The organism is Pseudomonas putida (genome assembly GCF_005080685.1).
Classification (GTDB): Bacteria; Pseudomonadota; Gammaproteobacteria; order Pseudomonadales; family Pseudomonadaceae; genus Aquipseudomonas; species Aquipseudomonas putida_V.
Genome location: NZ_CP039371.1, coordinates 4,231,887 through 4,254,260 on the forward strand (window position 1 = coordinate 4,231,887; position 22,374 = coordinate 4,254,260).

The following is a 22,374-nucleotide window of genomic DNA, read 5'->3' on the forward strand; positions in this document are numbered from 1 at the left end:
ACTTAAAGCAAAGTCTCACCGAGGGGGTTGATCATGACAGAGCTGGCGCGACTGAAGTTCTATGCCACTCAGCCCCACTCCTGCAGCTATCTGCCGGACGAGCAGGCAACCACCCTGTTCCTCGACCCTAGCCAGCCGATGGACGTGCATGTGTACGCCGATCTGTCGGAAATGGGCTTTCGTCGCAGTGGCGACCACCTCTATCGCCCTCATTGCCAGAACTGCAATGCCTGCGTGCCTGCACGCATCCCCGCCGCCCGCTTCATCCCCAATCGCCAGCAGCGGCGCATCCTCAAGCGCAACGCCGACCTGACCGTGACCGCCGCGCGCCCGGCGTTCAAGGAAGAGTATTTCGACCTGTACCGGCGCTACATCGAGACCCGCCATGCCGATGGCGACATGTATCCGCCCAGCCGTGACCAGTTTTCCACCTTCCTGGTCCGCGACCTGCCGTTCTGCTGGTTCTACGAGTTCCGCCTCGAGGGCCGCCTGCTGGCAGTGGCGGTGTGCGACCTGCTACCCAATGGACTGTCCGCGGTGTACACCTTCTACGAGCCCGAGGAAGAGCGCCGCAGCCTCGGTCGCTACGCCATCCTCTGGCAGGTCACCGAGGCCCTGCGCCAGGACCTCGAAGCGGTGTACCTGGGTTACTGGATCAAGAACTGCAAGAAGATGAACTACAAGACCCAGTACCGCCCCATCGAACTGCTGATCAACCAGCGCTGGGTCAGCCTCAACTGAAAGGCATTGGCTTGACATACAATTTTCGGGCATAATCCACGCCACTTTTTTGCCCGGTGCGGTTATGCGTCGGGCCTACACTGGATACCGAGGGCTCTACTGCATGTCGAAAGAAGACAGCTTCGAAATGGAAGGTACTGTCGTCGACACCCTGCCCAACACCATGTTCCGCGTGGAGTTGGAAAACGGGCACGTCGTAACCGCGCACATCTCCGGAAAGATGCGCAAGAACTACATTCGTATTCTCACTGGCGACAAGGTCCGCGTCGAGCTGACGCCGTACGACCTCAGCAAAGGCCGCATCACCTACCGCGCGCGCTAAGCTCCAGCCATGAAAAAGCCCGGCCATGTGCCGGGCTTTTTTGTGCCGTCAAGATTGCCGAGGGCTGCCCTGCAGCCCATTCGCGGGACAAGCCCGCTCCCACAGGTACTGCGCTGCCGCTGAGGACTGCACTGCACCTGTGGGAGCGGGCTTGTCCCGCGAATGGGCCGCAAAGCGGCCCTCGCCATCACGCAACTTCAGCCGTGGTCTCGAAATCGAACACCAGCTCGCCATCGCGCAGGTCGACATGCACTACACCGCCGTGCTCGGCCAGCTCGCCGAACAGGATCTCCTCGGCCAACGGCCGCTTGATCTTGTCCTGGATGAGCCGCGCCATCGGCCGTGCCCCCATCTGCACGTCGTAGCCGGTAGCTGCCAGCCAGCCGCGGGCGTCGTCGCTGACTTCCAGCAGCACGCGCTTGTCTTCCAGCTGCGCCTGCAGTTCGATGAGGAACTTGTCGACGATGCTCTTGATCGTCTCGTGGCTGAGGCGACCAAACTGGATGATGGTGTCCAGGCGGTTGCGGAACTCCGGCGTGAAGCTCTTGCGAATGACTTCCATCGCATCGGACGCGTGGTCCTGATGGGTGAAGCCGATCGAGGCCCGCGCGGCGGTTTCGGCGCCGGCGTTGGTGGTCATGATCAGGATCACGTTGCGGAAGTCGGCCTTGCGCCCGTTGTTGTCGGTCAGGGTACCGTGGTCCATCACCTGCAACAGCAGGTTGAAGACTTCCGGGTGGGCCTTCTCGATTTCGTCGAGCAGCAGCACGCAATGCGGTTGCTTGGTGATCGCCTCGGTCAGCAGGCCACCCTGGTCGAACCCGACATAGCCAGGAGGCGCACCGATCAGGCGCGACACGGTGTGCCGCTCCATGTACTCGGACATGTCGAAGCGCACCAGTTCGACGCCCAGGGCCTTGGCCAGCTGGCGAGCGACCTCGGTCTTGCCGACACCGGTGGGGCCTGCGAACAGGAACGAGCCGACCGGCTTGTCCGGTGCCTTGAGGCCGGCACGCGACAGCTTGATGGCGGTGGACAGCGAGTCGATCGCGGCGTCCTGGCCGAACACGGTCAGTTTCAGGTCACGCTCGAGGTTGCGCAGCAGCTCCTTGTCGGAGCTGGTGACATGCTTCGGCGGAATCCGCGCGATCTTGGCGACGATATCCTCGACCTGTGGCACGTCGATGCGCTTGACCCGATTGGCTTCGGGCTGCAGGCGCTGGTAGGCGCCCGCCTCGTCGATCACGTCGATGGCCTTGTCCGGCATGTGGCGATCATTGATGTAGCGCGAGGCCAGCTCGGCCGCTGCACGCAGGGCCTCGTCGCTGTACTCGATGTTGTGGTGGCTTTCGAAACGGCCCTTCAGGCCGCGCAGAATGCCTACGGTGTCCTCTACCGACGGTTCGCTGACATCGACCTTCTGGAAACGCCGCGCCAGCGCACGGTCTTTCTCGAAGATGCCGCGGAATTCCTGGAAGGTGGTGGAGCCGATGCAGCGGATGTCGCCCGAGGACAACAGCGGCTTGAGCAGGTTGGAGGCATCCATCACCCCGCCCGACGCCGCACCCGCACCGATGATGGTGTGGATCTCGTCGATGAACAGGATGGCCTGCGGGCGCTTGCGCAACTCACCGAGCAGCGCCTTGAAGCGCTTCTCGAAGTCGCCCCGGTACTTGGTACCGGCCAGCAGCGCGCCGAGGTCGAGGGAGTACACCACGCTCTGCGCCAGCAGGTCGGGCACCTGGCCGTCAACGATGCGCTTGGCCAGGCCTTCGGCGATGGCGGTCTTGCCGACACCGGCCTCGCCGACCAGCAGCGGGTTGTTCTTGCGCCGCCGGGCGAGGATCTGCGCAACGCGCTCGACCTCTTGCTCACGCCCTACCAGGGGGTCGATGCGCCCGGCACGGGCCAGCTCGTTGAGATTGCTGGCATAGGCGTCCAGCGGGTTGCCCGAGGAGGACGCTTCGCCACCCTCCTCGTCCTGCATGTCCTGCTCGCCTTCGGTGCTGGGGCCGTGGCCCGGCACCTTGGAGATGCCATGGGCGATGTAGTTGACCACATCGATACGGGCCACACTCTGCTGCTTGAGCAGGAACACGGCCTGGCTTTCCTGTTCGCTGAAGATCGCCACGAGTACGTTTGCGCCGGTGACTTCACGCTTGCCGGAACTCTGCACGTGGAACACGGCGCGCTGCAGCACGCGCTGGAAGCCCAGGGTCGGCTGGGTCTCACGGTCTTCGTCGTTGACCGGAATCAACGGGGTGGTGGAATCGATGAACTCTTGCAGGTCATGCTTGAGTTTGTCGAGATTGGCGCCACAGGCGCGCAGAACGGTCGCGGCAGCCTCATTGTCAAGGAGTGCCAAGAGCAGATGTTCGACGGTCATGAATTCATGACGCTTCGAACGGGCCTCCTTGAAGGCAAGATTGAGGGTGACTTCGAGCTCGCGGTTTAACATAGCTTCACCTCATACCCAAGTGGTCGGCGATTAACCGTCCTTCTCGATTTCACAGAGTAGCGGATGCTGGCTTTCCCTGGCGTATTGGTTGACCTGCATGGCCTTGGTTTCGGCGATGTCACGGGTAAACAATCCGCACACTGCCCGCCCTTCGGTATGGACGGTCAGCATGATCTTGGTCGCCAGCTCGCGGTTCAGATTGAAGAACGTCTCGAGCACTTCGACGACGAAATCCATCGGCGTGTAGTCGTCGTTGAACAAAACCACCTTGTACATCGGTGGCGCCTGCAGGATCGGCTTGGCTTCCTGAACCGCGAGACCAGAGCCATCGTCCTCATTCGATTGCGGGCGATCCTGATTGAATGTTAGTCGAATCTCGCTAGGTGCATGCATGGAAAGAATTTCATCACGATCGACAGGTTAAGGTTGTGGGTTGACCGCAAAGGCCGTCGCCGGCGCGGGCGCCGCATGACCTTGACTATCGGCAAAACGGTGTTACAACCAATAGGAACCCACCGTGGTCGATAAAGATCCGCGCAGTCAACCAGATTTTTCGCATGGTTCGTATGCGGATGAAGTGGATGATACTCCAGTGATGGAGTCCTTTGCAGAGGGACATAGGGATGGCAAGCGGCAAAGTCAAGTGGTTCAACAATGCCAAGGGCTACGGATTCATCAATGAAGACGGCAAAACCGATGATCTGTTCGCCCATTACTCGGCTATCCAGATGGACGGCTACAAGACGCTCAAAGCCGGACAGGCCGTGAACTTCGAGATCGTCCAAGGCCCCAAGGGGCTGCACGCCACGCAGATCACCAACGCTACTGCCACGGTCAGCGAACCCACCGCAACGCAGACCTCGAGCATACCACTCGAAGCCTGACGCGCTAGCCACACGGTAGACGTTCGAAACGGCCACCCTTCGACAGGGCGGCCGTTTTGTCGTTCGCTACATATGCTTGATCATCGCCTCGCCAAAGCCTGAACTGCTGACCAACGTGGCGCCGTCCATCAAACGCTCGAAGTCATAGGTGACCGTCTTAGCGCCGATGGCACCATTGGTGCCCTTGATGATCAGGTCCGCCGCCTCGGTCCAGCCCATGTGCCGCAACATCATCTCTGCCGACAGTATCACCGAACCGGGGTTGACCTTGTCCTGCCCTGCGTACTTGGGTGCGGTGCCGTGCGTGGCCTCGAACATGGCCACGGTGTCGGACAGGTTGGCACCGGGCGCGATGCCGATACCGCCCACCTCCGCCGCCAGGGCATCGGACAGGTAGTCACCGTTGAGGTTGAGGGTGGCGATCACGTCGTATTCGGCCGGGCGCAGCAGGATCTGCTGGAGCATGGCGTCGGCGATGGCATCCTTGACCACCACTTCGCGGCCCGTTTTCGGGTTCTTGAACTTCATCCACGGGCCGCCGTCGAGCAGCTCGGCGCCGAATTCGTCACGGGCCACCTCATAGCCCCAATCCTTGAAGGCGCCTTCGGTGAATTTCATGATGTTGCCCTTGTGCACCAGGGTCAGCGACTCGCGGTCGTTGTCGACCACGTACTGCAGGGCCTTGCGCACCAGGCGCTTGGTGCCCTCGCGGGAAACCGGCTTGACGCCGATACCGCAATCCTGGTCGAAGCGGATCTTGGTGACGCCCATTTCCTCCTTGAGGAACTTGATCACCTTGTCGGCCTCGGGCGAGCCGGCCTTCCATTCGATGCCGGCATAGATGTCCTCGGAGTTCTCCCGGAAGATCACCATGTCGACGTCACCGGGCTTCTTGACCGGGCTCGGCACGCCCTGGAACCACAGCACAGGGCGCAGGCAGACGTACAGGTCGAGCTGCTGGCGCAGGGCTACGTTCAGTGAACGGATCCCGCCTCCGACCGGCGTGGTCAGTGGCCCCTTGATCGACACCACATAGTCGCGCACCGCATCGAGGGTTTCCTGCGGCAGCCAGGTGTCCTGGTCATACACCTGGGTGGCTTTCTCCCCGGCATACACCTCCATCCAGGCGATCTTGCGCTTGCCGCCGTAGGCCTTGTGCACGGCGGCATCGACGACCTTGATCATGACGGGCGAGACGTCCACCCCGATGCCATCGCCCTCGATGAAGGGAATGATCGGGTTGTCGGGCACATTGAGCGAGTGGTCGGCATTGACGGTGATCTTGCTACCGTCGGTCGGAACCTTGATTTTCTGGTATCCCATGGTGCACTACTCCGCTTGCGGGTCGTGGTTGGACTTCATGCGATGCAATGAGCCTAAACCACATCCACCACCCTGCAAGCCCTGCGACAACCGGCCACATTGCCCCTACGTCTTTGGTCTTATAAATGGGCCGATGTCACTTCGCCTTGCTGAATAGCCCGATTGGTTTGATATACTGCGCCGCGACCGTAGGGTCATCGGGGCGAACCCTTGGAAAATGCGGCTCGCCCTCGGCCAGGTACAGGCCACAAAGCCTGGCCACTAAGCCTGGGCTGTTACCGCAGCTCAGCACTTGACGCTCGACTGATGCATCCACCATCACCGCTCGCAGCCTCTCGACTTTCCGCTCATGGCGCTGCCTGGGCGATGCGCCTACCCTGCGCACCTCGAGACTCGAGCACGCTCAGCACATAGAGAGTTAACCCGCATGCCCACCCGTTCCAAGATCATCTATACCTTCACCGACGAAGCCCCCGCCCTCGCCACCTACTCGCTGCTGCCGATCGTCGAGGCGTTCACCGCTTCGGCTGACATCGCCGTCGAAACTCGCGACATCTCCCTGGCTGGCCGTATCCTCGCGGCTTTCCCGGAGCAACTGGGCGCAGAGAAGCAAGTAGGCGATCACCTGGCGGAACTGGGTCAGCTGGCTACCACTCCTGAAGCCAACATCATCAAGCTGCCGAACATCAGCGCCTCGGTACCGCAGCTCAAGGCGGCGATCAAGGAACTGCAAGGCAAGGGCTTCAATATCCCTGACTACGCCGACGAGCCGAGCACCGCCGAGGAAAAAGAATCCCGCGCGCGCTACGACCGCATCAAGGGCAGCGCCGTAAACCCGGTGCTGCGCGAAGGCAACTCCGACCGCCGCGCCCCGCTGTCGGTCAAGAACTACGCTCGCAAGCACCCGCACAAGATGGGCGCCTGGGCCGCCGACTCCAAGTCGCACGTTGCCCACATGAGCCAAGGCGACTTCTACGGCAGCGAGAAAGCCGCCCTGATCGAGGCTGACGACAGCCTGCGCATCGAACTGGTCGGCAAGGACGGCAGCACCACCGTGCTGAAGGAAAAGACCGCCGTCAAAGCCGCTGAGGTCGTCGACTGCGCCACCCTGAGCCGCAAGGCCCTGAAAGCCTTCATCGCCGAGCAGATCGCCGATGCCAAGGCTTCCGGCGTGCTGCTGTCGGTCCACCTGAAAGCCACCATGATGAAGGTCTCCGACCCGATCATGTTCGGCGTCATCGTCGAAGAGTTCTACAACGACGTGCTGGCCAAGCACGCCGCCGAACTGAGCCAGGTCGGCTTCAACGCCAACAACGGCATCGGTGACCTGTACGCCCGCATCAAGGACCTGCCAGCGGACAAGCAGGCCGAGATCGAAGCCGACATCCAGGCCCTGTACGCCCAGCGTCCAGCCCTGGCCATGGTCAACTCCGACAAGGGCATCACCAACCTGCACGTACCGAGCGACGTCATCGTCGACGCCTCGATGCCAGCGATGATCCGCGACTCGGGCAAGATGTGGAACACCGCCGGTGAACTGCAAGACGCCAAGGCGATCATCCCGGATCGCTGCTACGCCGGCATCTACCAAGCCACCATCGAAGACTGCAAGGCCAACGGCGCCTTCGACCCGACCACCATGGGCAGCGTGCCGAACGTTGGCCTGATGGCGCAGAAGGCCGAAGAGTACGGCTCCCACGACAAGACCTTCCAGATCAAGGCCGACGGCGTCGTGCGCGTGGTCGACAGCAAGGGCAAGGTCCTGCTGGAGCAGAACGTCGAAGCCGGTGACATCTTCCGCATGTGCCAGACCAAGGACGCGCCGATCCAGGACTGGGTCAAGCTGGCCGTCAACCGTGCCCGCCTGAGCAACACCCCTGCGGTGTTCTGGCTGGACCCGGCTCGCGCCCACGACGGCGTGATGATCGAGAAGGTGCAGAAGTACCTGAAGGACCACGACACCACCGGTCTGGACATCCGCGTCCTGGCACCTGTCGAGGCCATCAAGTTCTCCCTGGCACGCATCCGCGAAGGCAAGGACACCATCTCGGTGACCGGCAACGTGCTGCGCGACTACCTGACCGACCTGTTCCCGATCATGGAACTGGGCACCAGCGCCAAGATGCTGTCGATCGTCCCGCTGATGAACGGCGGTGGCCTGTTCGAAACCGGCGCTGGCGGCTCGGCACCGAAGCACGTGCAGCAGTTGGTCGAAGAGAACTTCCTGCGTTGGGACTCGCTGGGTGAATTCCTGGCCCTGGCCGCTTCCCTGGAGCACCTGGGCAACACCTACGACAACCCACGCGCCAAGGTCCTGGCCAACACCCTGGATCAGGCTACCGGCAAGTTCCTCGACACCAACAAGTCGCCTTCGCGCAAGGTCGGCGGTATCGACAACCGTGGTAGCCACTTCTACCTGACCCTGTACTGGGCCCAGGCCCTGGCTGCCCAGAGCGACGACGCCGCCCTGCAGGCACGCTTCGCCCCACTGGCCAAGACCCTGACCGAGAACGAGGAGACCATCGTCGCCGAGCTCAACGCCGTCCAGGGCAAGCCGGCCGACATCGGTGGCTACTACGCCCCAGATGCCGAGCTGACCGCCAAGGTGATGCGCCCAAGCCAGACCCTGAACAGCGCGATTGCCGCGCTGTAAGGTTCGCTTGATGTAACAACACAAACCCCGGCCACGCACCGGGGTTTGTGCTTTCTGGCAATTAATCGACACCATGCCCCTGTAGGAGCGGGTTTACCCGCGAATGCGATGTTGAGCTCACCGCCGCATTCGCGGGTAAACCCGCTCCTACAAGGGACCGTGCCAGCCTTTGAGGAGCAGCACATGACCTGGCAACCCCACATCACCGTCGCCACCATCGTCGAACACGAAGGCAAGTTCCTCTTCGTCGAGGAGTTCAAGGCCGGCCAACACGTATTCAACCAACCCGCCGGCCACCTCGAAGCCAACGAAACCCTGCCCCAGGCCGCCCTGCGCGAAACCCTCGAGGAAACCGCCTGGGAAGTCGAGCTGACCGGCGTCGTCGGCATCTACCTGTACACCGCGCCCAGCAATGGCGTGACCTATCAACGCATCTGCTTCGCCGCCCGCCCCGTGCGCCATCACGCCGACCTGGCACTGGACAGCGATATCATTCGCGCCGTCTGGCTGACCCGCGAAGAACTGCTCGCCGACCCCAGCCGCTGGCGCAGCGAGCTGGTGCCACGTTGCCTGGAGGACTACCTCGAAGGCCCGTTGCACAGCCTCGCCCTGCTACGCGACTGACGCGCGGGCGCGGGTTTGATAGAATCGGCGTTTTTCCCCCTTGATACACATCGGTAGCCATGACCAGCCCAGCACTCAAAGACCCCGCCAAGACCCGCGTCATCGTCGGCATGTCCGGCGGCGTGGACTCTTCCGTTTCCGCCCTCCTGCTCATGGAGCAGGGTTACCAGGTGGAAGGTCTGTTCATGAAGAACTGGGAAGAGGACGACGGCACCGAATACTGCACCGCCCGTGAAGACCTGGCCGATGCCCAGGCCGTGTGCGACCGCATTGGCATCAAGCTGCACACTGCCAACTTCGCCGCCGAGTACTGGGACAACGTGTTCGAGCACTTCCTGGAGGAATACAAGGCCGGCCGCACGCCGAACCCGGACATCCTCTGCAACCGCGAAATCAAGTTCAAGGCCTTCCTCGACTACGCGCTTTCGCTGGGCGCCGACCTGATCGCCACCGGCCACTACGTGCGCCGCCGCGACACCGGGGAACTGACCGAACTGCTCAAGGGCCTGGACCCGAACAAGGATCAGAGCTACTTCCTGCACGCCGTCGGCGGCAAGGAAATCGCCCGCACCCTGTTCCCGGTAGGCGAGCTGGAAAAGCCCGAGGTGCGTGCCATCGCCGAGAAACACGGCCTGGCCACGGCCAAGAAGAAAGACTCGACCGGCATCTGCTTCATCGGCGAGCGCCGCTTCAGCGACTTCCTCAAGCAGTACCTGCCAGCGCAGCCGGGCAATATCGAGACCACCGAAGGTGAAGTGATCGGCCGCCACCACGGCCTGATGTACCACACCATCGGCCAGCGCCAGGGCCTGGGTATCGGCGGCCTCAAGGATGCTGGTGACGAGCCGTGGTACGTGCTGCACAAGGACCTCACCCGCAATGTGCTGGTGGTCGGCCAGGGCAACGAGCACCCGTGGCTGTTCTCGCGCGCGCTGCTGGCCTCGGAGATCTTCTGGGTCAACCCAATCGACCTGAGCAGCCCGCGCCAGCTAACCGCCAAGGTGCGCTACCGCCAGAGCGACCAGCAATGCACCCTGGAGCGCACTGCCAATGGCTACCGCGCGGTGTTCGATGAGCCGCAGCGCGCAGTGACCCCCGGCCAGTCGGTGGTGTTCTATGATGGCGAGGTGTGCCTGGGCGGCGGCGTGATCGAAACCGCCGAGCCGTGGAGCCCGCGCGCATGAGCAACCTGCAGGAGCAGTTGATTGCCCTGGGCGGTGTGTTCCAGGCTGCCGTGCTCGTCGACCGCATCGCCCGCACCGGCCAGGCCAGCGAGGCCAACATCGGCTGCATGCTCGGCAGCCTTCTGGTGCGCGACCCGGAAAACACCCTGCAGGTGTTCGGTGGCGACGACCTCAACCTGCGCGACGGTTATCGCGCCCTGGTCGGCGCCCTCGAGCGCGACTCCAGCAGCCTGCAGCGCGAGCCGCTGCGCTACGCGCTGTCGATGCTCGGCCTTGAGCGCCAGCTGAACAAGCGCGGCGACCTGCTCGACACCATCGGCAACCGCTTGCCGCAGATCCAGTCGCAGGCCGAGCATTTCGGCCTGGTTCACGAAAACGTCATCGCTTCCAGTGGAGCCTTGTACCAGGACACCCTGAGCACCTTGCGCCAGCGCATCCAGGTACATGGCGACATGCGCTTCCTGCAACAGGCCAGCAACGCCTCGAAGATCCGCGCCCTGCTGCTCGCCGGCATCCGCGCCGCGCGCCTGTGGCGTCAGCTGGGCGGGCACCGCTGGCAGCTGGTATTCAGCCGCCGCAAGCTGCTCAACGAACTGTACGACATGATGCGTTCGCCTTCCTGAAAGGCAACGCCGAACCGTGTAGGAGCGGCCTTGCGCCGCGATGGGCTGCAGAATAGACCCCGCAAATTCGAGCCATGCTCTGGATTCCGGGGCCGCTTTGCGGCCCATCGCGGCGCAAGGCCGCCCCTACACAGGCCCGACCTTTGGTCAGCCACCCGACCCGGACGCATTTTTCATGTATGATATGCGCCCTTCCAAAAGCCTGACTGTCCGAGAACACCCCATGCAGCTTTCTTCGCTCACTGCGGTTTCCCCTGTAGACGGCCGCTACGCCGGCAAAACCCAGGCCTTGCGCCCCATTTTCAGCGAATACGGCCTGATCCGTTTCCGCGCCTTGGTCGAAGTGCGCTGGCTCCAGCGCCTGGCTGCCCACCCGCAGATCGGCGAAGTGCCGGCGTTCTCCGCCGAAGCCAACGCCCTGCTGGACACCCTGGCCACCGACTTCAAGCTCGAGCACGCCGAACGCGTCAAGGAAATCGAGCGCACCACCAACCACGACGTCAAGGCGATCGAATACCTCCTCAAGGAGCAGGCCGCCAAGCTGCCTGAGCTGGCCAAGGTCAGCGAATTCATTCACTTCGCCTGCACCAGCGAGGACATCAACAACCTGTCCCACGCCCTGATGCTGCGCGCCGGCCGTGACGAAGTGCTGCTGCCGCTGATGCGCCAGATCGCCGACGCCATCCGCGCCCTGGCCCACGCCCACGCCGATGTGCCGATGCTCTCGCGCACCCATGGCCAGCCGGCTTCGCCGACCACCTTGGGCAAGGAACTGGCCAACGTCGTGTACCGCCTGGAGCGCCAGATCGCCCAGGTTGCCGCCGTCCCGCTGCTGGGCAAGATCAACGGCGCCGTGGGCAACTACAACGCCCACCTGTCGGCCTATTCGCAGATCGACTGGGAGCAGAACGCCCGTGCCTTCATCGAAGACGAACTGGGCCTGGTGTTCAACCCCTACACCACCCAGATCGAGCCGCACGACTACATCGCCGAGCTGTTCGACGCCATCGCGCGCTTCAACACCATCCTCATCGACTTCGACCGTGACGTTTGGGGCTACATCTCGCTGGGCTACTTCAAGCAGAAGACCGTCGCCGGCGAAATCGGCTCCTCGACCATGCCGCACAAGGTCAATCCGATCGACTTCGAGAACTCCGAAGGCAACCTGGGCATCGCCAACGCGCTGTTCCAACACCTGGCCAGCAAACTGCCGATCTCGCGCTGGCAGCGCGACCTGACCGACTCCACCGTGCTGCGCAACCTGGGCGTCGGCTTCGCCCACAGCGTCATCGCCTACGAGGCCAGCCTCAAGGGTATCGGCAAGCTGGAAGTCAACCAGGCCCGCATCGCCGCCGACCTGGACGCCTGCTGGGAAGTCCTGGCCGAGCCGATCCAGACCGTCATGCGCCGCTTCAACATCGAGAACCCCTACGAGAAGCTCAAGGAGCTGACCCGTGGCAAGGGCATCACCCCTGAAGCGCTGCTGACCTTCATCGATGGCCTCGACATGCCAGCCGAAGCCAAGGCCGAGCTCAAGCAACTGACCCCCGCCACCTACATCGGTAACGCGGCGGCCCAGGCCAAACGCATCTAAGCTGAGCGTCGTGCTCAACGCCCGGCTTAGCCGGGCGTTTTTATTCCCGGACGAAAACTACGTTTTTTCAATAGGTTGAACATGAATCCTGATACTCCACTGCAGTTGCTCGGCGGCATCTCGGCCCGCGAATTCATGCGCGACTACTGGCAGAAGAAGCCCCTGCTGGTGCGCCAGGCGTTCCCGGACTTCATCAGCCCGATCGACCCCGACGAACTGGCCGGCCTGGCACTGGAAGAAGAAGTCGAGTCGCGCCTGGTGCTCGAGCATGGCGAGCACCCGTGGGAACTGCGCCGCGGCCCGTTCACCGAAGACACCTTCGCCGAACTGCCGGAACAGGACTGGACCCTGCTGGTACAAGCCGTCGACCAGTTCGTGCCGGAAGTCGCCGAACTGCTGGAGCACTTCCGCTTCCTGCCGAGCTGGCGCATCGACGACGTGATGATCAGCTTCGCCGCCCCCGGTGGCAGCGTCGGTCCACACTTCGACAACTACGACGTGTTCCTGCTGCAGGGCCACGGCAAGCGCAACTGGAAGATCGGCCAGATGTGCAACAGCGACAGCCCGCTGCTGGAGCATGCCGACCTGCGCATCCTCGCCGAATTCGAACAGAGCGGCGAATGGACCCTGGAACCGGGGGACATGCTCTACCTGCCGCCGCGCCTGGCCCACTATGGCGTGGCCGAAGACGACTGCCTGACCTACTCGGTCGGTTTCCGCGCACCGAGCGCCGCCGAAGTGCTGACCCACTTCACCGACTTCCTCGGCCAGTTCCTGCCCGACGAAGAGCGCTACAGCGACGCCGACGCCCAGCCTGTCAGCGACCCGCACCAGATCCAGCACGACGCCCTGGACCGCCTCAAGGCCCTGCTGGCCGAACACATGGGCGACGAGCGCCTGCTGCTGACCTGGTTCGGCCAGTTCATGACCGAGCCGCGCTACCCCGAGCAGGTCAGCGGCGAAGAACTGAGCGAGGAAGAACTGATCGACAGCCTGGAACAGGGCGCCATCCTGATCCGCAATCCGAGCGCGCGCATGGCCTGGTCGGAAGTCGACGACAACCTGCTGCTGTTCGCCAGCGGCCAGAGCCGTTTGCTGCCGGGCCACCTGCGCGACCTGCTGAAACTGATTTGCGCGGCCGACGCACTGCACATCGAAAACCTTGTAGAGTGGCTGGAAGACGAAGACGGCCTGACGCTGGTTTGCCAGCTGGTCAAACAAGGAAGCCTGGGATTTGCCAATGAATAAGATCAGCGTTCGCCTCGCCGACTGGCACAAGGATCACGCCGATATCCACCGCATCCGCAGCGCGGTATTCGTTGCCGAGCAACATGTGCCGCCGGAGCTGGAATTCGACGCAGAAGACCCGACCGCCCTGCACTTCCTGGCCTTGGAAGGCGACTACCCGATCGGCACCGCGCGCCTGCTGCCCGACGGCACCATCGGCCGGGTGTCGGTGCTGCGCGACTGGCGCGGGCTGAAGGTCGGCGACGCGCTGATGAACGCGGTGATCCGCGAGGCGCAGAACCGCGACCTCAGCCAGCAGATGCTCAGCGCCCAGGTGCATGCCACGCCGTTCTACGAGCGGTTGGGCTTTCGCGTGGTGAGCGAGGAGTTTCTCGAGGCAGGCATCCCGCATGTGGACATGGTGCGCGATTCCCGCGAAATAGCCTGATCCCCCACTGGCCTCATCGCCGGCAAGCCGGCTCCTACAATCCCTGTGGGAGCCGGCTTGCCGGCGATGAGGCCGGACTGCCGGACACTTCCCGACCGACAAACGCTGTACATCCATCCAGATAAAACTTGCCTACGCGCCCTCGCTTGCGCATTCTATCGCCCATCACCCTCGATGAAGCGTTCCCGGCCATGCGCCTGTTCCTCTGCGAAAAACCCTCCCAGGCAAAAGACATCGCCAAGGTCCTCGGCGCCACCCGCAAGGGCGACGGTTGCTGGCAAGGCACCGATGTGTGCGTGACCTGGTGCATCGGCCACCTGCTCGAAACCGCTCCACCCGACAGCTACGACGAACGCTACAAACGCTGGAACCTCGCCGACCTGCCGATTATCCCGGAAAAGTGGAAGATGCAGGTGAAGCCCAAGACCGCCAGCCAGTTCAAGGCCGTCAAGCGCTTGCTCGGCGAGGCTCGCGAGCTGGTCATCGCCACCGACGCTGACCGCGAAGGCGAGATGATCGCCCGCGAGCTGGTCGAACACTGCCGCTACCGCGGGCCAATCCAGCGCCTGTGGCTCTCGGCGCTGGACGACGCCTCCATCCGCAAAGCGCTGTCGCGCCTGCTGCCAGGGCAGCAGACCTTCAACCTGTACCATTCGGCGCTCGGCCGCTCACGCGCCGACTGGCTGATCGGCATGAACATGAGCCGCCTGTTCACCCTGCTCGGCCGCCAATCCGGCTACAAGGGCGTGCTGCCGGTGGGCCGGGTGCAAACCCCGACCCTGCGCCTGGTGGTGGACCGCGACCGCAGCATCGCCGATTTCGTGCCGGTACCGTTTTGGGCCATCGAGGCGCAACTCGAACATGCCGGCCAGACGTTCAACGCCCAGTGGCGCGCGCCAGAGGACGCCTGCGACGACCAAAGTCGTTGCCTGAATCAAACCCTGGCGCAGCAGGCCGCCGCCGACATGGGCGCTGCAGGCACCGCCCGGGTACTGGAGGTAGCCACCGAACGTGTCCGCGAAGCCGCCCCCCTGCCCTTCGACCTCGGCACCCTGCAGGAGCTGTGCTCGAAAAAATTCGGCCTTGGCGCCCAGGAAACCCTCGACATCGCCCAGGCGCTGTACGAAACCCACAAGTTGATCACCTACCCGCGCAGCGACTGTGGCTACCTGCCGTTGAGCCAGCACGCCGAGGCGCCGGGCATCCTTGCCGCACTGCAGCGCGCGGACACCAGCCTCGCCCCGCTGCAAGCCCACCTCGAGCCACACCGGCGCTCGCGGGCCTGGAACGACGCCAAGGTCAGCGCCCACCACGGCATCATCCCGACCGCGGCAGCCAGCGACCCGGCACGCCTACCGGCCAAGCACAAGGCGGTGTACACGCTGATCCGCGCCCGCTACCTGGCGCAGTTCCTACCCAATCACGAATACGACCGTACCCAGGCCGAATTCGATTGCGCTGGCCATGCCTTGCGCGCCGTCGGCAAGCAAATCGTCGAGCCCGGCTGGCGCCGCGCCCTGCCAGAGGCGCTGACCCCGAGCAAAGGCCGCGAAGCCGCGCCAGCCCAGGTGCTTCCGGCTCTGCGCAAAGGCGACGATTGCGCAGTACGCGGCTTGCAGCTCAAGGACCTGTGGACGCAACCGCCCAAGCCATTCACCGAGGGTGACCTGATCAAGGCGATGAAAAACGTTGCCAAGCTGGTGGACGATCCGCGCCTCAAGCAGAAGCTCAAGGAAACCACGGGTATCGGTACCGAAGCGACCCGCGCCAGCATCATCCAGGGCCTGCTCGACCGTGGCTATCTGGTGAAGAACGGCAAGGCGCTATGTGCCACGCCGGCCGCGTTCAGCCTGATCGACGCCGTGCCGCGCGCGATTGCCGACCCCGGCACCACCGCCATCTGGGAACAGGCGCTGGACATGGTGCAAAGCGGCGAGATGACCCTGGAGGAATTCGTTGCCCGCCAATCGGCCTGGATGGGCAAGCTGGTGCAGCGCTGCAGCGGCTTGCGCCTGAGCATCAGCGGGCCAGCGGCAGGCAAGGCGCCTGCATGGAAGAAGAAACGCCGTGGCAGCGGCAAGGGCAAGGCAACTGCCAGCAGCGCCAAGGGCACGGCCACCAAGCCTCGCCAGGCGCGACGCAAGGCCAGTACCTAGACCGCTAGAAGGTCGCTGGTGTGTTGATCCACAGGATGCGGACTATTTCGTCGGAAATGTTTCGATAACCATGGGAGACATTGCTCGGGAAGTGGAACGAATCCCCTGCATTGAGGGTGTATGTGGTGTCGCCAAGGGTCAGCTCGAGGCTACCCTCGATCACGTACCCCATCTCTTCGCCGACATGCTCGATCATTTCGCTGACCATGCCTGGCGAGATGATGTGAATATCGCCCTGCAACAAACCGCCCCTCTGGATATGCGTGATGCGCTCCAGGTCGATGTAGCCTTTTTTCTTGCCCTCGGCAAAGCGATTGACTTGTCGATGCCCGGCACGCAACACCGGCTCCTCCGACACCCAGTCTTCGCAGGTGAGCTCCGACACGTTGCTGCCCAACGCCAACGCAAGCCGGTGCAACATGGCCAGCGAAGGCGAAGCCGCGTCGTTCTCCAGCTTGGAGATGAGGCTCTCCGAACAACCGGCCGCTTGCGCAACCTGCTTGAGGGTCAGGCCGGCGACCTTGCGGGCGTGACGAAGGCGCACGCTCAAGCTCGGCAACCCTTCGGAATGCTGGGGTTTGGTGACAGGCGTGTGGCTAGCTTTGGACATGCATTCCTCAGTTCATAAAGCGCATGAAGGACTCGGCGACAGGCATCCTAGGCGTATCGATGCCTGTCGTCCACCTGGGCGATACGGTCAGTCGTGGACCGAGAACGAGACTTCCACAGGGTTCAGGTCATTGATCGGCACGATGTCCTGAGGGCAGGCGGACATCACCACGATCACGTCCATTTCAGCACGGATTTCCACATAGTCGCCGGCTTTCGAAACGGGCGGCAACCATTGCACGGTGTAGTCCGGGTTGACCGGGATGTTCATCCACAGGTTGAACGGCTGGGGCACCTCGCGAGAGCGCAGGCCGATTGCCTCCAGTGCCAGGCGCATGTTGTCGGCGCAGCTGTCGTGATAACCCTCGACGCCCAGGTTGGTGTAGCGATGCAGGTCGCACGCGGCCATCAAGGTGTCGTGCACGCCCGGCGAGGTGTCGCTGAGCAAGGTACCGATTGCACGACGGCGATTGCTGAACAGTTCGTCACCGACATTGGGAATGATGCGATTGCAGTGGGCACGGGCATGCTCCATGGACAGGAACTCGCTCATGTCTTCGCTGTTGAACAGCCAGGTGTCGCAGACCTGGGTGCCGTGGTCGTTGACGATCTTGATGACCTGGCCGGCCTTGAGGCGCACGGCGCGCCCGCAGCGAGCAGGGACCGTATAGCGCTCGCCCAGCACCGGGGAGCCGTCCGGCGAAATTGGCTCCTGCAGGGTTGGATTGATACCCAGCGAGGAGCCGTTGTCTGGCTGGCAGCATGCGGGGAAGTCGTGGCTATGGGTAACGTGTGTCATGTTGGTTCCTATGGGCTCAGGGTTGTTCGGCAAGCGCAACGAGGCTCCAGGCCAAAGCCCGGGCACCGGCGTGCAATTGCGTCGGTTCAGTGAATTCCAGCGGGTTATGGCTGATACCATCGCGGCTGGGGACAAACAGCATGGCGGTCGGGCAATGCCCGGCCAGGTACATGGCATCGTGGAAGGCGCCGGAGCGGATCGGCTGCCAGGGAAGCCCGGTGGCATCGCAGGCGGCCTCGAGCACGCCGATGACCTGCGCGTCGAACGCGGTCGGGGCATGCGAGAACAGGCGGGTCAGCTCGGCATCAGCCGGCAGGCAATCGCGCAAACGGGTGTCGAACGCCTCCAGCATCGCGGGGTCGGCATGACGGAAGTCGATGCTGAACGTCACCTCGCCCGCGATGGTATTGATTGCATTGGGGTGCACGTTCCAACGCCCGAAGGTCAGGCGCTTGTCCTCACCTGCCAGGGCATCGGCCAGGGTGTCGATACGCCCGAGCGCAGTCATGGCCAGCAATACGGCGTCACGGCGCATGTGGGTCGGGGTGGTGCCGGCATGGGCCGAGGCTCCCTTGCAGCGCACCTGGTACCAACCAACGCCCTGGATCCCGGATACCACGCCAAGCGGGACCTGGGCTTGCTCCAGCACCGGGCCTTGTTCGATGTGCAGCTCGACGAACGCATGGGTCGCGATCTTTTCGCGAAGCGGGAGGTCGGCGAAGCGTGCCGCATGCGCGTCGAGCGCTGCGCCAACGGTGATGCCATCTGCATCCTGATTGTTTCGGTAGTCCGCCAATCGCTGCGGGTCGACATAGGCGCTCGAGCCCATCGCCCCCGGGCTGAAACGGCTGCCCTCTTCGTTGGTCCAGACCACCAGCTCGATCGGACGGCGCGTCCGTACACCGGCCTCGGCCAGCGCGTGCAAGCATTCCAGCCCGGCCATCACACCGTAGCAGCCATCCAGGCGCCCCCCGGTCGGCTGGGTGTCGATGTGGCTTCCGGTCATGACCGGCGGCAGGTCTTCACGGCCATCACGACGAATGAACAGATTGGCGCAGGCGTCGGTCCAGACCTTGCAGCCGAGTGCTTGCGCTTGCGCGATCAACCAGGCTCTGGCCTGAAAGTCTTCCTCCGACAGCGCCTGGCGGTTCATCCCTGAGTCGCGACCTGGCCCGAAGGTGGCCAGGGCATCCAGCAGGCATTGCAAGCGTGCGCCGGACACGGCATTCATGACGATTTCGGAGTTCATGGCATCACCTGCTCAGCCGGAGTCAGGCTGCGGTTGAACCAAGGGGTGAGAAACCGCTGCAAGCGTTCGGTCTTTGGCGCACCGAACAAGGCTCGAGGCGCTCCGGTTTCGATGATCTTTCCGGCTTCCATGAACACCACCTGGCTGGATATCTGCGCGGCGAAGCTCATTTCGTGGGTGACCATGACCATCGTCATACCCTCGTTGGCGAGGCTGCGAATCACCTGCAGCACTTCCTCGACCAACTCCGGATCGAGCGCCGAGGTCGGCTCGTCCAGCAACATCAGGCGTGGCATGACCGCCAACGCCCGGGCGATGCCGACGCGTTGCTGCTGGCCTCCGGACAGCCGTGCGGGATAGGCCTCGGCCTTGGCGCTCAGGCCAACCCGGACCAAGGCCTGATCGGCACGCGAGCGGGCCTCGGACTTGTCCATTTTCTTGCCCAGCACCAAAGGCGCGATGACATTTTCCCGAACGGTCATGTGCGGCCACAGGTTGAATTGCTGGAACACCATCGACAGCGGGTTGCGCACCTCGTCGATCTTGGCTTCGCTGTCGCGATCGGCCACGCGTCTGCCGCTGCCGCTGTAGCCCAGCAGCTGGCCGTCGATCCAGATCTCGCCTTCGTCGTATTGCTCGAGGAAGTTCATGCAGCGCAGGGCGGTGGTCTTGCCCGAGCCTGACGGCCCGATCAGCGAGACGATCTCTCCAGGTTGCACGCTCAGATCGAAGCCGCTGAGGACACGGTTGGAGCCATACGACTTGCCGACGCCGCGCAGTTCGAGAAGCGGGAGGTTACTCATCAGATCAGCCTCGCAGGTAGCGCGTCATGCGCCGCCCCAGCGCGTCGGCCATGACCGCGACCGTGCTGGTCAGCAGCCAGTAGCTCAACACCAGCAAGGCGTAGGGCATGACGTAGGAAAAGGTGGTGGAGACGATGCGCCCGGCGGTCATGGTCAGTTCCGGGACGGTGATAATGGAGGTGACGGCGCTTTCCTTGATGGTGAGGATCACCTGGTTGCCCAGCAACGGAAGCGCAAAGGCGATGGCTTGTGGTGCCTGCACATGCCAGAAGGTGCGGCTGCGCGAGATGCCATGCACGCGCGCAGCTTCCAGTTGCCCCTTGGGCACGCTGGCCCAGGCAGAGCGGAACAGCTCGGCAAAATAGGCGCCGCTGTAGACCGCCAGTGAAAGAATGCTCGCCTCGACGGCTTCCAGGCGCAGGCCGATCACCGGCAGCCCGAAGTACACGACTGCAAGCTGGGCCAGGAAAGGCGTTCCGCGAATGAGCCATACGTACATCCGGTAGAGGGCCGCGAAGCCCGGTATCGCAAGGCGCAGGGCATTGAGCGTGAAGCCCAGCACCAAACCGATCCACGCGGCGGCGAGGCTGATGCCCAGCGTGACCACCAGGGCATTGGCGAAGTCGGGTAGATAACTGATTAGCTCAGGCATTAGCTGCGTTCCTGCCAACGTCGCTCCAGCTGGCTCCCGAGCAGGCTCAGGAGGCTGGTCAGCGCCAGGTAGAAAAGGCCCGCCACCAGGTACACCTCGAGCGGACGATAGGTTTGCGACACCAGTTGCTGGCTAACGCGCATCAGGTCGGTGATGGAGATGACCGAAACCACGGCAGACACCTTGATCACATCGATCAATTCGGAAATCAGCGCGGGAGATGTCAGGCGCACCACCTGTGGCAACTGGATGTGTATCAGCCTGTCGAACTTGCCGATGCCGAATACGCCGGCGGCTTCCATTTGCCCACGAGGGATCGCGGCAAATCCACTGCCCAGGATCTGCGACTGGTAGGCCGCGGTGTTCAGTGCCAGCGCCGCCACTGCGGCGACCATCGGCGCAACGTCCATCCCCAACGCCGACGGCAGGTAGAACAGAAGCAGCAGCTGGGCGAGCATGGGCGTGCCACGGAAGAAGCTGACATAGACCTTGGTGAAGGCGACGCCCAGGCGGCTCCGGCCATTGGCCAGCAGGTGGAGCGATACCCCTAGCAGGAAACCCAGCAGCATCCCGAGGGCGCACAGCCACAGCGTGGTCCATGCGCCCTCGATCAGGGCGGGCCAATACATGGCCAGGCGGTTGCTGAAATCGTTCATCATCAGCGACTCAGATGCTCGGTGCTGGCATGGCGTCCGTTGGCAGGTCCATGGTGAAACCGAACCATTTTTCCTGCAGCGTTTTCAGCGTGCCGTCCTTGGCTGCACGTGCGATGCCGTCGCTGAACAGCTTGACCAGGCTGGCACTGTCGGCATCCTTGCGACCGACCCAGCCGAAGTAGGTGGTGGGTCCGACCATGTCCGGCAACGTGGCGAACAGGCCTGGGCGTGCTTTCATCAGCGGGCCGAGGTTGGCCAACGACTGCGCCACGCCATCGAGACGACCATTGGCGAGGTCGGCGTAGGCCTCGTCGAAGCCCACATACTCCTTGATGGTCTTGATGCCTGGTTGGCCTTGGGCCTTGAGCTTGTCATCGAGCGCGCGCAGTACCGCCAACTGGCCCGAGCCCGACTGCGACCCGATCACGCGCCCGTTGAGGTCGTTCAGGGTATTGATGTCGGCATCGTCCGCGCGCTTGAGCAACGCCACGGTGGACTCGGCGATGGGCACGGTAAAGGCGAACTGTTCGAAGCGCGCCTTGTTGACGGTTACCGACGTCACGACGAAGTCGAACTTGCCGGTGTCCAGGCCTGGGAGAATGCCCTGGAACGGCAGGTCCAACTGGCGCACCTTGACGCCCGGCAGGTCTGCATCCAGAACGTAGTGCATGAGGTCGGCGCCATAACCGACGATCTTGCCGTTCTCCACCGACTCGAAGGGCGCGAAACGTGCCTCGGTGGCGACCACGATCTGTTTCTTCTGCGTGACCCGTTGCAGAAGATCTTCTGCCTGTGCCATCGACATGCTGCACAGCGCGATCAGTGACAGAGACAGCATTTTGAGCGGAAGACGCCTCATTGTATTTCCCCTTGAATGGCTCAGGATTTTTATTCAAGCAACTTGAACAAAGGGAAAAAAGCATGAAGCGTGCCAATGCCATTACGCGGCCATAAACCGCTGCCGGGCAGCTGATTGGCAAATGGGCGCGCACCGCTTTGGCGCAGTTCGCCTTGGTGCGGTGCAGAAATCGACAGCACGTGGCTGGCGCAGGAATGAGGGTCGGGAATGGATGCCGGAGGGGAAGTACGACTGGCTTACGGCAATTTCGGCAGGAACGAAAAAAGGGCCCGAAGGCCCTTTCTTCACAACCTGCAGAGCCATTGCGAACTCTGCAGATCTTTATTTGGAGCGGGAAACGAGACTCGCATCGGGCCTGCGAGCTGTTGAAAGAAAAGGGTTTTACGTCATTCCTGGAAGCGGAATAGCCTTGATTCTGGACTCATCTTTCGACGCTAGCAAGTGAATCGCCCTGCTAGCCTTACTGGGTCAGTCGTGCTTCTCACCCAAAGGGTCGATCTGGCACACTTG

Annotated in this window: 21 protein-coding genes; 11 read left to right on the forward strand and 10 right to left on the reverse strand. The window is 63.0% G+C overall.

Going from position 1 to position 22,374, the window contains the following annotated elements:
* Window positions 1-33 precede the first annotated feature (33 nt).
* Together E6B08_RS19500 and infA are read left to right on the forward strand one after the other, a co-directional pair.
* Window positions 34-741, forward strand: coding sequence for an arginyltransferase (locus tag E6B08_RS19500; RefSeq protein ID WP_136915550.1), 708 nt, complete (start codon window positions 34-36; stop codon window positions 739-741).
* Window positions 742-844: 103 nt separating this feature from the next.
* Window positions 845-1,063 carry a translation initiation factor IF-1 gene (gene infA / locus E6B08_RS19505; RefSeq protein ID WP_002553999.1) on the forward strand — a complete coding sequence of 73 codons (219 nt, stop codon included), beginning with the start codon at window positions 845-847 and terminating at the stop codon, window positions 1,061-1,063.
* Between the two features lie 187 nt (window positions 1,064-1,250).
* Here infA and clpA read toward each other — a convergent pair whose 3' ends face one another.
* Together clpA and clpS are read right to left on the reverse strand one after the other, a co-directional pair.
* Window positions 1,251-3,521, reverse strand: a complete 2,271-nt coding sequence (gene clpA / locus E6B08_RS19515) for an ATP-dependent Clp protease ATP-binding subunit ClpA (RefSeq protein ID WP_136915552.1) — start codon at window positions 3,519-3,521, stop codon at window positions 1,251-1,253.
* 30 nt (window positions 3,522-3,551) lie between these two features.
* Window positions 3,552-3,914: an ATP-dependent Clp protease adapter ClpS gene (gene clpS / locus E6B08_RS19520; RefSeq protein WP_013973290.1), complete on the reverse strand. Its 363-nt coding sequence runs from the start codon at window positions 3,912-3,914 to the stop codon at window positions 3,552-3,554.
* A 230-nt stretch (window positions 3,915-4,144) separates the two neighbouring features.
* Here clpS and cspD point away from each other — a divergent pair, with 230 nt between their 5' ends.
* A complete protein-coding gene (gene cspD, locus E6B08_RS19525) occupies window positions 4,145-4,405 on the forward strand; it encodes a cold shock domain-containing protein CspD (RefSeq protein WP_136915553.1) in 261 nt (86 codons plus the stop codon).
* Between the two features lie 66 nt (window positions 4,406-4,471).
* Here the strand turns inward: cspD and icd are convergent, their stop codons facing one another.
* Window positions 4,472-5,728, reverse strand: coding sequence for an NADP-dependent isocitrate dehydrogenase (gene icd, locus E6B08_RS19530; protein ID WP_136915554.1), 1,257 nt, complete (start codon window positions 5,726-5,728; stop codon window positions 4,472-4,474).
* 427 nt (window positions 5,729-6,155) lie between these two features.
* On the opposite strand from icd, the gene E6B08_RS19535 reads away from it, so the two are divergent.
* The 8 genes from E6B08_RS19535 (at window position 6,156) to E6B08_RS19570 (ending at window position 16,237) form a co-directional block, all read left to right on the forward strand.
* Window positions 6,156-8,381 carry an NADP-dependent isocitrate dehydrogenase gene (locus E6B08_RS19535; protein WP_136915555.1) on the forward strand — a complete coding sequence of 742 codons (2,226 nt, stop codon included), beginning with the start codon at window positions 6,156-6,158 and terminating at the stop codon, window positions 8,379-8,381.
* Between the two features lie 183 nt (window positions 8,382-8,564).
* The gene (locus E6B08_RS19540) at window positions 8,565-9,005 is read left to right on the forward strand and encodes an NUDIX hydrolase (protein ID WP_136915556.1); all 441 of its coding nucleotides are present in this window, start codon (window positions 8,565-8,567) and stop codon (window positions 9,003-9,005) included.
* Between the two features lie 59 nt (window positions 9,006-9,064).
* The gene (gene mnmA / locus E6B08_RS19545; protein ID WP_136915557.1) at window positions 9,065-10,189 is read left to right on the forward strand and encodes a tRNA 2-thiouridine(34) synthase MnmA; all 1,125 of its coding nucleotides are present in this window, start codon (window positions 9,065-9,067) and stop codon (window positions 10,187-10,189) included.
* Complete coding sequence (gene hflD / locus E6B08_RS19550; RefSeq protein WP_136915558.1) at window positions 10,186-10,812, forward strand: high frequency lysogenization protein HflD; 627 nt, start codon at window positions 10,186-10,188, stop codon at window positions 10,810-10,812. Before mnmA ends, hflD begins: the two co-directional genes overlap by 4 nt.
* Before the next feature lie 223 nt (window positions 10,813-11,035).
* Window positions 11,036-12,406 carry an adenylosuccinate lyase gene (gene purB, locus E6B08_RS19555; protein WP_136915559.1) on the forward strand — a complete coding sequence of 457 codons (1,371 nt, stop codon included), beginning with the start codon at window positions 11,036-11,038 and terminating at the stop codon, window positions 12,404-12,406.
* An 81-nt stretch (window positions 12,407-12,487) separates the two neighbouring features.
* Entirely contained in the window at window positions 12,488-13,654 is a 1,167-nt protein-coding gene (locus E6B08_RS19560; protein ID WP_136915560.1) for a cupin domain-containing protein, read from the forward strand.
* Window positions 13,647-14,081, forward strand: a complete 435-nt coding sequence (locus E6B08_RS19565) for a GNAT family N-acetyltransferase (RefSeq protein ID WP_136915561.1) — start codon at window positions 13,647-13,649, stop codon at window positions 14,079-14,081. The genes E6B08_RS19560 and E6B08_RS19565 overlap by 8 nt, the downstream gene beginning before the upstream one ends.
* Window positions 14,082-14,272: 191 nt before the next feature.
* Window positions 14,273-16,237 carry a DNA topoisomerase III gene (locus E6B08_RS19570; RefSeq protein ID WP_136917449.1) on the forward strand — a complete coding sequence of 655 codons (1,965 nt, stop codon included), beginning with the start codon at window positions 14,273-14,275 and terminating at the stop codon, window positions 16,235-16,237.
* 4 nt (window positions 16,238-16,241) lie between these two features.
* Here E6B08_RS19570 and E6B08_RS19575 read toward each other — a convergent pair whose 3' ends face one another.
* From E6B08_RS19575 to E6B08_RS19605, 7 genes are all read right to left on the reverse strand, one after another.
* Window positions 16,242-16,847: a cupin domain-containing protein gene (locus tag E6B08_RS19575; protein WP_136915562.1), complete on the reverse strand. Its 606-nt coding sequence runs from the start codon at window positions 16,845-16,847 to the stop codon at window positions 16,242-16,244.
* A gap of 87 nt (window positions 16,848-16,934) precedes the next feature.
* Window positions 16,935-17,645 carry a DUF1989 domain-containing protein gene (locus E6B08_RS19580; RefSeq protein ID WP_192938566.1) on the reverse strand — a complete coding sequence of 237 codons (711 nt, stop codon included), beginning with the start codon at window positions 17,643-17,645 and terminating at the stop codon, window positions 16,935-16,937.
* Window positions 17,646-17,661: 16 nt separating this feature from the next.
* The gene (locus E6B08_RS19585; RefSeq protein ID WP_136915563.1) at window positions 17,662-18,894 is read right to left on the reverse strand and encodes a M20 family metallo-hydrolase; all 1,233 of its coding nucleotides are present in this window, start codon (window positions 18,892-18,894) and stop codon (window positions 17,662-17,664) included.
* Window positions 18,891-19,697 (reverse strand): amino acid ABC transporter ATP-binding protein, encoded by an 807-nt coding sequence (locus E6B08_RS19590; protein ID WP_136915564.1) that lies wholly within the window; start codon window positions 19,695-19,697, stop codon window positions 18,891-18,893. The genes E6B08_RS19585 and E6B08_RS19590 overlap by 4 nt, the downstream gene beginning before the upstream one ends.
* 4 nt (window positions 19,698-19,701) lie before the next feature.
* A complete protein-coding gene (locus E6B08_RS19595; RefSeq protein WP_136915565.1) occupies window positions 19,702-20,349 on the reverse strand; it encodes an amino acid ABC transporter permease in 648 nt (215 codons plus the stop codon).
* Complete coding sequence (locus tag E6B08_RS19600) at window positions 20,349-21,008, reverse strand: ABC transporter permease subunit (protein ID WP_136915566.1); 660 nt, start codon at window positions 21,006-21,008, stop codon at window positions 20,349-20,351. The genes E6B08_RS19595 and E6B08_RS19600 overlap by 1 nt, the downstream gene beginning before the upstream one ends.
* Window positions 21,009-21,015: 7 nt before the next feature.
* Window positions 21,016-21,864 (reverse strand): transporter substrate-binding domain-containing protein, encoded by an 849-nt coding sequence (locus tag E6B08_RS19605; RefSeq protein ID WP_136915567.1) that lies wholly within the window; start codon window positions 21,862-21,864, stop codon window positions 21,016-21,018.
* Window positions 21,865-22,374 lie beyond the last annotated feature (510 nt).

Coding starts and splice junctions, on each gene's coding strand:
- E6B08_RS19500 (WP_136915550.1), top strand. CDS start 34: ATGACAGAGCTGGCGCGACTGAAGTTCTATGCCACTCAGCCCCACTCC.
- infA (WP_002553999.1), top strand. CDS start 845: ATGTCGAAAGAAGACAGCTTCGAAATGGAAGGTACTGTCGTCGACACC.
- clpA (WP_136915552.1), bottom strand. CDS start 3,521: ATGTTAAACCGCGAGCTCGAAGTCACCCTCAATCTTGCCTTCAAGGAG.
- clpS (WP_013973290.1), bottom strand. CDS start 3,914: ATGCATGCACCTAGCGAGATTCGACTAACATTCAATCAGGATCGCCCG.
- cspD (WP_136915553.1), top strand. CDS start 4,145: ATGGCAAGCGGCAAAGTCAAGTGGTTCAACAATGCCAAGGGCTACGGA.
- icd (WP_136915554.1), bottom strand. CDS start 5,728: ATGGGATACCAGAAAATCAAGGTTCCGACCGACGGTAGCAAGATCACC.
- E6B08_RS19535 (WP_136915555.1), top strand. CDS start 6,156: ATGCCCACCCGTTCCAAGATCATCTATACCTTCACCGACGAAGCCCCC.
- E6B08_RS19540 (WP_136915556.1), top strand. CDS start 8,565: ATGACCTGGCAACCCCACATCACCGTCGCCACCATCGTCGAACACGAA.
- mnmA (WP_136915557.1), top strand. CDS start 9,065: ATGACCAGCCCAGCACTCAAAGACCCCGCCAAGACCCGCGTCATCGTC.
- hflD (WP_136915558.1), top strand. CDS start 10,186: ATGAGCAACCTGCAGGAGCAGTTGATTGCCCTGGGCGGTGTGTTCCAG.
- purB (WP_136915559.1), top strand. CDS start 11,036: ATGCAGCTTTCTTCGCTCACTGCGGTTTCCCCTGTAGACGGCCGCTAC.
- E6B08_RS19560 (WP_136915560.1), top strand. CDS start 12,488: ATGAATCCTGATACTCCACTGCAGTTGCTCGGCGGCATCTCGGCCCGC.
- E6B08_RS19565 (WP_136915561.1), top strand. CDS start 13,647: ATGAATAAGATCAGCGTTCGCCTCGCCGACTGGCACAAGGATCACGCC.
- E6B08_RS19570 (WP_136917449.1), top strand. CDS start 14,273: ATGCGCCTGTTCCTCTGCGAAAAACCCTCCCAGGCAAAAGACATCGCC.
- E6B08_RS19575 (WP_136915562.1), bottom strand. CDS start 16,847: ATGTCCAAAGCTAGCCACACGCCTGTCACCAAACCCCAGCATTCCGAA.
- E6B08_RS19580 (WP_192938566.1), bottom strand. CDS start 17,645: ATGACACACGTTACCCATAGCCACGACTTCCCCGCATGCTGCCAGCCA.
- E6B08_RS19585 (WP_136915563.1), bottom strand. CDS start 18,894: ATGAACTCCGAAATCGTCATGAATGCCGTGTCCGGCGCACGCTTGCAA.
- E6B08_RS19590 (WP_136915564.1), bottom strand. CDS start 19,697: ATGAGTAACCTCCCGCTTCTCGAACTGCGCGGCGTCGGCAAGTCGTAT.
- E6B08_RS19595 (WP_136915565.1), bottom strand. CDS start 20,349: ATGCCTGAGCTAATCAGTTATCTACCCGACTTCGCCAATGCCCTGGTG.
- E6B08_RS19600 (WP_136915566.1), bottom strand. CDS start 21,008: ATGATGAACGATTTCAGCAACCGCCTGGCCATGTATTGGCCCGCCCTG.
- E6B08_RS19605 (WP_136915567.1), bottom strand. CDS start 21,864: ATGAGGCGTCTTCCGCTCAAAATGCTGTCTCTGTCACTGATCGCGCTG.